Here is a 6155-nt window from a genome sequence, read left to right on the forward strand (position 1 = left end):
TTTTTTTTAACTACCCTGTTTTGGGGGGGCGCCGGGGGGGGGGGGGGGCGGGGGCGGGCCGGGGGGGCCGGGGCCGTCCCGGCCCCGGCGCCTTCGTGTGTGCGTTGCCGGGCGTGGACCTCAGCCGCGCCCGCTCACCCGGCCCTGCAGCAGCCGGGACAGCGCCGCGTGGACGTCGTCCAGGGAGCGCTCCGGCTGGAACGACTTCCAGTCGAGCGCCGCCACCAGCACCATGCCGACCAGGGCGGCGGCGGTCAGCGGGACGTCGATCTCGTCGCTGAACTCACCGCCCTCCACGCCCTCGCGCAGGACACCCTCGACAACCGCCACGGCCTGCTGCCGGACCACCATCAGCGTGGACTGCCAGGCGCGGTTGGTCCGCCACAGCTCGGCGACGTAGAGCTGAGTGAACGACGGGTAGCGGTCGATGAAGACCAGCCCCGCGCGGATCATCGCGTCGAGCGCGTCCACCTTGGTCCCGCCCTCGCGGGTGGTCGTCTCGGCCGCGTCCCGCAGGGAGGCCGTGAGGAGGCCGACCCCGTGCCGCAGCAACTCCTCGAAGAGGACCGACTTGCTGGCGAAGTTGTAGTAGACGGTGCCCTTCGCCACTCCGGCACGCTCGGCGATCTCGTCCACCGTGGTGGCGGAGAAGCCCTGTTCGGCGATGAGCGTGACGGCCGCCTCGTAGAGCTTCTGCCGGGTGGCCTCACGGCGCGTGCTGCCGCCCGACGCGGCGCTGCTGCTTTCCATGGCCCCGATTGTCCCGCGCCCGCTCACAGGCTCAGCTCCGGGTGCAGCCGGTCGAGCGTCCAGACCTGCCGGCGGCGGGCCGACAGCGCGGTCAGCGCCAGGGCGCCGGCCGTGAACGCGGCCAGGACCAGGCATCCGGTCCACACGGGCTGCAGCCCGCCGCCCGTGATGAGCCGGCGCAGCGCCTCGACGACGTACGTCATCGGCAGGAACGGGTGCAGGGCGTTGAAGAAGCCCGGGCTGGTCTGCACCGGGTAGGTGCCGCCCGCGGACGTCAGCTGGAGCATCAGCAGCGCCAGGACGAGGATCCGGCCCGCCGCGCCGAAGCGGGCGTTCAGCCACTGCACGATCGCCGCGAAGCACGCCGTCACCAGGAACAGGAAGCCCACCGTCCCGGCCGCCCGCGCCATCTGCAGCCCGATCGCCCAGTGCAGCACCGACATCAGCGCCACGGTCTGCAGGACTCCGAGGGCGACCACGGGCAGCCAGCCCGCCAGCGCGATCCGCCACGCCGAGGCGCCCGCGGCGAGCGCACGCCGGTTCATCGGCGCGATCAGCATGTACGCCACCATCGCGCCCACCCACAGGGACAGCGGGATGAAGTACGGGGCGAAGCCGGTGCCGTAGTTGGGTGCCTTGTGCAGGTCCCGTGAGACGAGCTGGACCGGGTCGGACATCACCTCGGTGCGCTGGTCGCGGTCCTTCTTGTCGTAGTCGGGGATCTTCCCGGCCCCCTCGTGCAGCCCGTTCGACAGCTTGCCGGAGCCGTCGGCCAGCTTGTACATGCCGCCGCGCAGGTCGTACGCGCCCGACTTCAGCCGGCCCACGCCGGTGTCCAGGTCCACGGCGCCGGACTTCGCCGTGCCGAGCCCGGTGTGCAGCTTCTTGGCGCCGGCGGCGACCTTCGCGGCCCCGTCGTTCAGCTTGTTGACGCGGCCGACGGCGTCGTCGAGGTCCTCCGAGAGGTGGGGCGCGCGCTCGGCGAGGGCGTCGGCCTGCTTCTGGAGCGTGGCGAGGTTCTTGTCGAGCTTCTTCAGATCGCCGTGCTGGTCGGCGATCAGGGTGTTCAGGTCGTCGGCGACGGTCGCCACGTCCGCCGCCGACTGCCTGGCCTTCTTCAGGTCGGCGCAGACCGGGTCGGGCAGGACGGCGTCCTCGCAGCGCGTCCGGTAGACGGTGTCGAGCACGCCGGAGGCGGCGTGGGCGCCCTTGGCGGCAGCGGGGGCGCGGTCGACCAGGTCGTCGAGGTTGTCGCGGAGGGCGCCCGAGGTGTCGGAGACCAGCCGGGCGGTGTCGCCGATGGTCTTCTCGTTGTCCGCGAGGAACGGGCCGACCTTCTTGTCGACGGCGTTGACCTTGTCGGCCAGCTGCCGGGTGCCGGCGGCGACCCGCCGCGAGCCGTTCTCCAGGTCCCGCGCACCCTTGTCGAGCCGCTTCAGGCCCGACGACAGCTTGCCGCTGCCGTCCTTGGCGTCCTTGAGGCCCTCGGCGAGGTCCTTGGAGCCCTTCTCGGCCTTGCCGATGCCGCCCTCGAGCTTGTCGGCGCCGTTCGCGGCCTTCACGGTCTCGCCGTGGATGTCGGAGAACGACACGAAGATCCGGTCCAGGAACGACCGGGACGCCTTGGTGGACGCGGCGTCGCGCACCTCGCTGAACACCGTCCGCGAGATCTGCCCGACGATGTAGTTGTTGGCGTCGTTCGTACGCACCTGAAGGGCGCCCGTCTCCGGGCTCTTCCCGGCGCTGGAGGCGATCCGCTCGCTGAAGTCGGACGGCATGGTCAGCGACAGGTAGTACGTGCCGTCCTCGACGCCCTTCTCGGCCTCGGCGGCACTCACCTCGCGCCAGTCGAATACGTCGCTCTCGCGCAGCCCCTCGGTGATGTCGTCGCCCGCCGTGAGCCTCTTCCCGCTCACGGTCGCCCCCTTGTCCTCGTTCACCAGGGCGACGGGGATGCGGTCGAGACGGCCGTACGGGTCCCAGAAGGACCACAGGTACAGCGCGCCGTACAGCAGGGGCAGCACCAGCAGGGCGACCAGCGCGGCACGGGGGAGCTTCCCCCGGCCGAACCGCCGCAGCTCAAGCGCGGCCAGCCTCGGCGAGCGCATCGGCGGCCTCCTTCCCGTCGTCCTCGTCGTCCTCGTCGGTCTCGGTGCCGGCGGCCTCGTCCGCGCGCGCGGTGGACACCCGGACCGTGCCGTCGGGGGCCTCGCTGCACACGGCGAGGACCGTGGTCCCGGCCGCGGCGATCGACTTCAGCAGCGCCCACACCCCGGCGCGTTCGGCGTCCGAGAGCTTCAGGTCGGTGTCGTCGACGCCGAGCACGCGCGGGTGTGCGATGAGCGCGAGCGCCAGGGACAGCCGCAGCGCCTCGGATCGCTCCAGGTCGCGTACGGCGGTGCGCGGGCCCTTGGGCAGGGACTCCAGATCCAGACCCGCCGCCGTCAGGGCGTCCTCGATCCGCCTCCGCCGCGCCGCGCGTCCCTCCTGGCGCGGGCGCAGCAGCGCGCGCAGCGAGTCGCCGAACCGCGACTGGAGCAGCGCGCGCTCCCGCAGGTGCTCGCCGACCGTCAGGGCCGGATCGAGGTCGGTCACCCCGGGCACATGGGCGAGGGCGCTGACGCGCCGCACCGCCGCCATCCGCCGGGGCAGTTCCGTCCCGTCCACCGACGCCGTGCCCTCGGTGGGTTTCATCCGGCCCGTCAGGGCCAGCAGAAGACTGGTACGGCCGCTGCCGGACGGCCCCTCGATCGTGATCAGCGAACCGGGCCCGGCCTCGAAGGAGACCGCGCGGAACGCCCACCCGCGCGGTCCCCGAAGCCCGAGATTCCGGGCCGTGACGCCGTCGGCTGTCACGGTTCCCCCCATCCCCGCCCCCTCATATCTTTTGAACTGACTGGTCAGTGCAAAATGTAGCCCGAACTTGCGAGCGAGGCAAAACCCCAGGTCGGAACGGATTGTCAGTGCCGTACCCCACGATGGGCACATACGGCAACCCGTATCGGGGCATGCCGTCACACAGACGACAGGAGGTTCGTCATGGCCAGCTCGCACGCAGCCGCCGCCCGCCGGCGCCGCGCCACCGGCCCTGCCCCCTCGCTGACCGGCCCCGCCGGCGACGTCCACCCCGTGCTCCGCAAGGCCACGGCCCCACCCGCCGCCCTCGACCTCCTCGCCCAGGCCCGCGCCGGGCTGGACGAGGCCACCGTCCTCGAGACCCCGAACGAGCGCTACGCCACGGCCCACCTGGCCGCCCTGCGCGTCGCCGCCGCCGTGCTCGCCGCACGCGGCCGCCCGGAACCCACGCCCAGGCGCCGGGCCAGGATCCGGAGCGCCTGGGAAGTGCTCCCCGAGATAGCGCCCGAACTCGCCGAGTGGAGCGCGCTGTTCGCCTCCGGCGCCGAGCGCCGCGCCCGCGCCGAGGCCGGCATCCGCGGCGCGGCCGGCCACCGGGACGCGGACGACCTCATCCGCGACGTGGCGATGTTCCTGCGCCTCGTCGAGCGGATGCTCGTGCTCCAGCCCGTCCTGCCCCAGCCCCGCCAGGACGCCGAGGCCGACCCGGCCGGCCTCCCACGCTCCCCGCAGATGCCGGACGCGGGGTGAGACCCGCGGACCCGCGCCCGCACGGACCACCCCGGACGTACGGCGGCCCTGGTCGGCGGGGGAGCGCGGCGGCGAGTCCGGTGGGCGGGACGCCCGGGTGCGCCCGGCACCGCGATGGCCGCCCGGCACCCCGGAGGCAATAGGGTGGGAGAAGCCTGCAGCCTTCCCGCGCCCGTCATCCGGCCCGGTGAGGCACACCGTTCGCTCCGCCGTGCAGACGGCGGTCCCGCGCCGAGGAGTCAATCGCCGTGTCGGACCCGATGCGCCCGCCCGTCTCCGCCCAGCACCCCCAGGGGACACCGCGCTCCGGCCCCTCCCGGCCCCGCGCCGGCCTGCGCACCGCCGTGGTCTGGGAGGTCCTCCAGGAGGCCCTGGACCGCCGGGTCAAGGCCACCGGCCGTCCCGCGCTGGACGTCCTGGACACGGGGGGCGGCAGCGGCAACTTCGCCGTGCCCCTGGCCCGCCTGGGCCACCGCGTCACCGTCGTCGACCCCAGCCCCAACGCGCTCTTCGCCCTGGAGCGGCGCGCCGCCGAGGCCGACGTCGCCGACCGGGTGCAGGGCGTCCAGGGCGACGCCCACGGCCTGTTCGACGTGGCCGAGCGCGGCGCGTACGACGTCGTGCTGTGCCACGGCGTGCTGGAGTACGTCGACGACCCCGCCGAGGGCCTGCGCAACGCGGTGGCCGCGCTGCGCACCGAGGGCGTGCTCAGCCTGCTCGCCGCCGGGCTCGGCGGCGCGGTGCTCTCCCGGGCCCTCGCCGGGCACTTCACGGAGGCCAAGCGGGCCCTGGAGGACCCCGACGGCCGCTGGGGCAAGGGCGACCCGGTGCCCCGGCGCTTCACCGCCGAGCAGCTCACCGGACTCGTCGAGGGCGCGGGCCTGCGGGTCGGCGCCGTGCACGGGGTGCGGGTCTTCGCCGACCTCGTGCCGGGCGTGCTCGTGGACACCGAGCCCGGTGCCCTGGAGGCGCTGCTGAAGCTGGAGGAGGCGGCGGCCGAGCTGCCCGCGTTCCACTCGGTGGCCACCCAGCTCCATGTGCTCGGCGAGACGCCTCAGACGGCCGGGGCCTGAGCGGCCGCCGCGTTCACCCCGCCGGGCATGCCTTGATCAGGGACTTGGCCGCACATGGAGTACGCCACAGGCCCCCCGTCCGGGCGCCCGGCGCCGTATGATCGAGGGAGACCGTTCCGGCATGACGGGTCGGCCGCTGGGGAAAGTAGATCTCAGCGAGCCGGGGCGCCATGCCGGGGCCCGGTTGGCCAATTGGCGTAGAGGGGCGGGTTTCACGGGGGCGATTCCCTGCCTATCCTGAAGGGACCCCCCGGGTCGCCCCGGCGACTGCACGATGAGGAGGACTCCGTGCCGCTCTCGGAGCACGAGCAGCGCATGCTCGAGCAGATGGAGCGAGCGCTGTACGCCGAAGATCCGAAGTTCGCGACAGCGCTTGAGGGAAGCGGGCTGCGCACGTACACCCGGCGACGGGTCTACCAGGCGGTCGCGGGCTTCCTCGTAGGTATCGCGCTCCTCATGGCTGGAATGGTCGCCAAGCAGGTGTGGCTCAGTGTCGTGGGCTTCCTGGTGATGCTTGGCTGTGCGGTCCTCGCCGTGACCGGCTGGCGCAAGGCCCCCAAGCCGGGCGAGCAGCCCGCGGGCGGCCCGCACCCAGTCAGGTCCGCCCGGCAGAGGCGCTCCATGATGGACAGGATCGAGCAGCGCTGGCAGCGCCGCCGAGACGAGCAGGGCGGCCACTAGCCGCCGCTCCCGTGACGACGTCAGGGGGTGACCACCGGACGGTGG

The 6155-nt window shown here is 73.5% G+C and carries 6 protein-coding genes; 3 read left to right on the forward strand and 3 right to left on the reverse strand.

Annotation, left to right across the window (positions count from 1 at the left end; all coding sequences use genetic code 11):
- Positions 1 to 120: 120 nt before the first annotated feature.
- Genes ACFV46_RS33480 through ACFV46_RS33490 form a run of 3 tightly spaced genes read right to left on the reverse strand, consistent with a single transcriptional unit; the run spans position 121 to position 3618 of the window.
- Complete coding sequence (locus ACFV46_RS33480; RefSeq protein WP_361937338.1) at positions 121 to 750, reverse strand: TetR/AcrR family transcriptional regulator; 630 nt, start codon at positions 748 to 750, stop codon at positions 121 to 123.
- Positions 751 to 773: 23 nt separating this feature from the next.
- A complete protein-coding gene (locus ACFV46_RS33485; RefSeq protein ID WP_385500964.1) occupies positions 774 to 2858 on the reverse strand; it encodes a YhgE/Pip family protein in 2085 nt (694 codons plus the stop codon).
- Positions 2830 to 3618 carry an ATP-binding cassette domain-containing protein gene (locus ACFV46_RS33490; protein WP_385500965.1) on the reverse strand — a complete coding sequence of 263 codons (789 nt, stop codon included), beginning with the start codon at positions 3616 to 3618 and terminating at the stop codon, positions 2830 to 2832. The genes ACFV46_RS33485 and ACFV46_RS33490 overlap by 29 nt, the downstream gene beginning before the upstream one ends.
- Before the next feature lie 171 nt (positions 3619 to 3789).
- Here ACFV46_RS33490 and ACFV46_RS33495 point away from each other — a divergent pair, with 171 nt between their 5' ends.
- The 3 genes from ACFV46_RS33495 to ACFV46_RS33505 all read left to right on the forward strand — a co-directional run bounded on the left by ACFV46_RS33495 (position 3790) and on the right by ACFV46_RS33505 (position 6110).
- Positions 3790 to 4356 carry an SAV_6107 family HEPN domain-containing protein gene (locus ACFV46_RS33495; protein WP_385500966.1) on the forward strand — a complete coding sequence of 189 codons (567 nt, stop codon included), beginning with the start codon at positions 3790 to 3792 and terminating at the stop codon, positions 4354 to 4356.
- Between the two features lie 248 nt (positions 4357 to 4604).
- Positions 4605 to 5429 carry a class I SAM-dependent methyltransferase gene (locus tag ACFV46_RS33500; protein ID WP_376729536.1) on the forward strand — a complete coding sequence of 275 codons (825 nt, stop codon included), beginning with the start codon at positions 4605 to 4607 and terminating at the stop codon, positions 5427 to 5429.
- Between the two features lie 288 nt (positions 5430 to 5717).
- Positions 5718 to 6110, forward strand: coding sequence for a DUF3040 domain-containing protein (locus ACFV46_RS33505; RefSeq protein ID WP_361937348.1), 393 nt, complete (start codon positions 5718 to 5720; stop codon positions 6108 to 6110).
- The last annotated feature ends 45 nt before the right edge of the window (positions 6111 to 6155 follow it).

The organism is Streptomyces sp. NPDC059852, assembly GCF_042731455.1.
GTDB lineage: Bacteria > Actinomycetota > Actinomycetes > Streptomycetales > Streptomycetaceae > Streptomyces.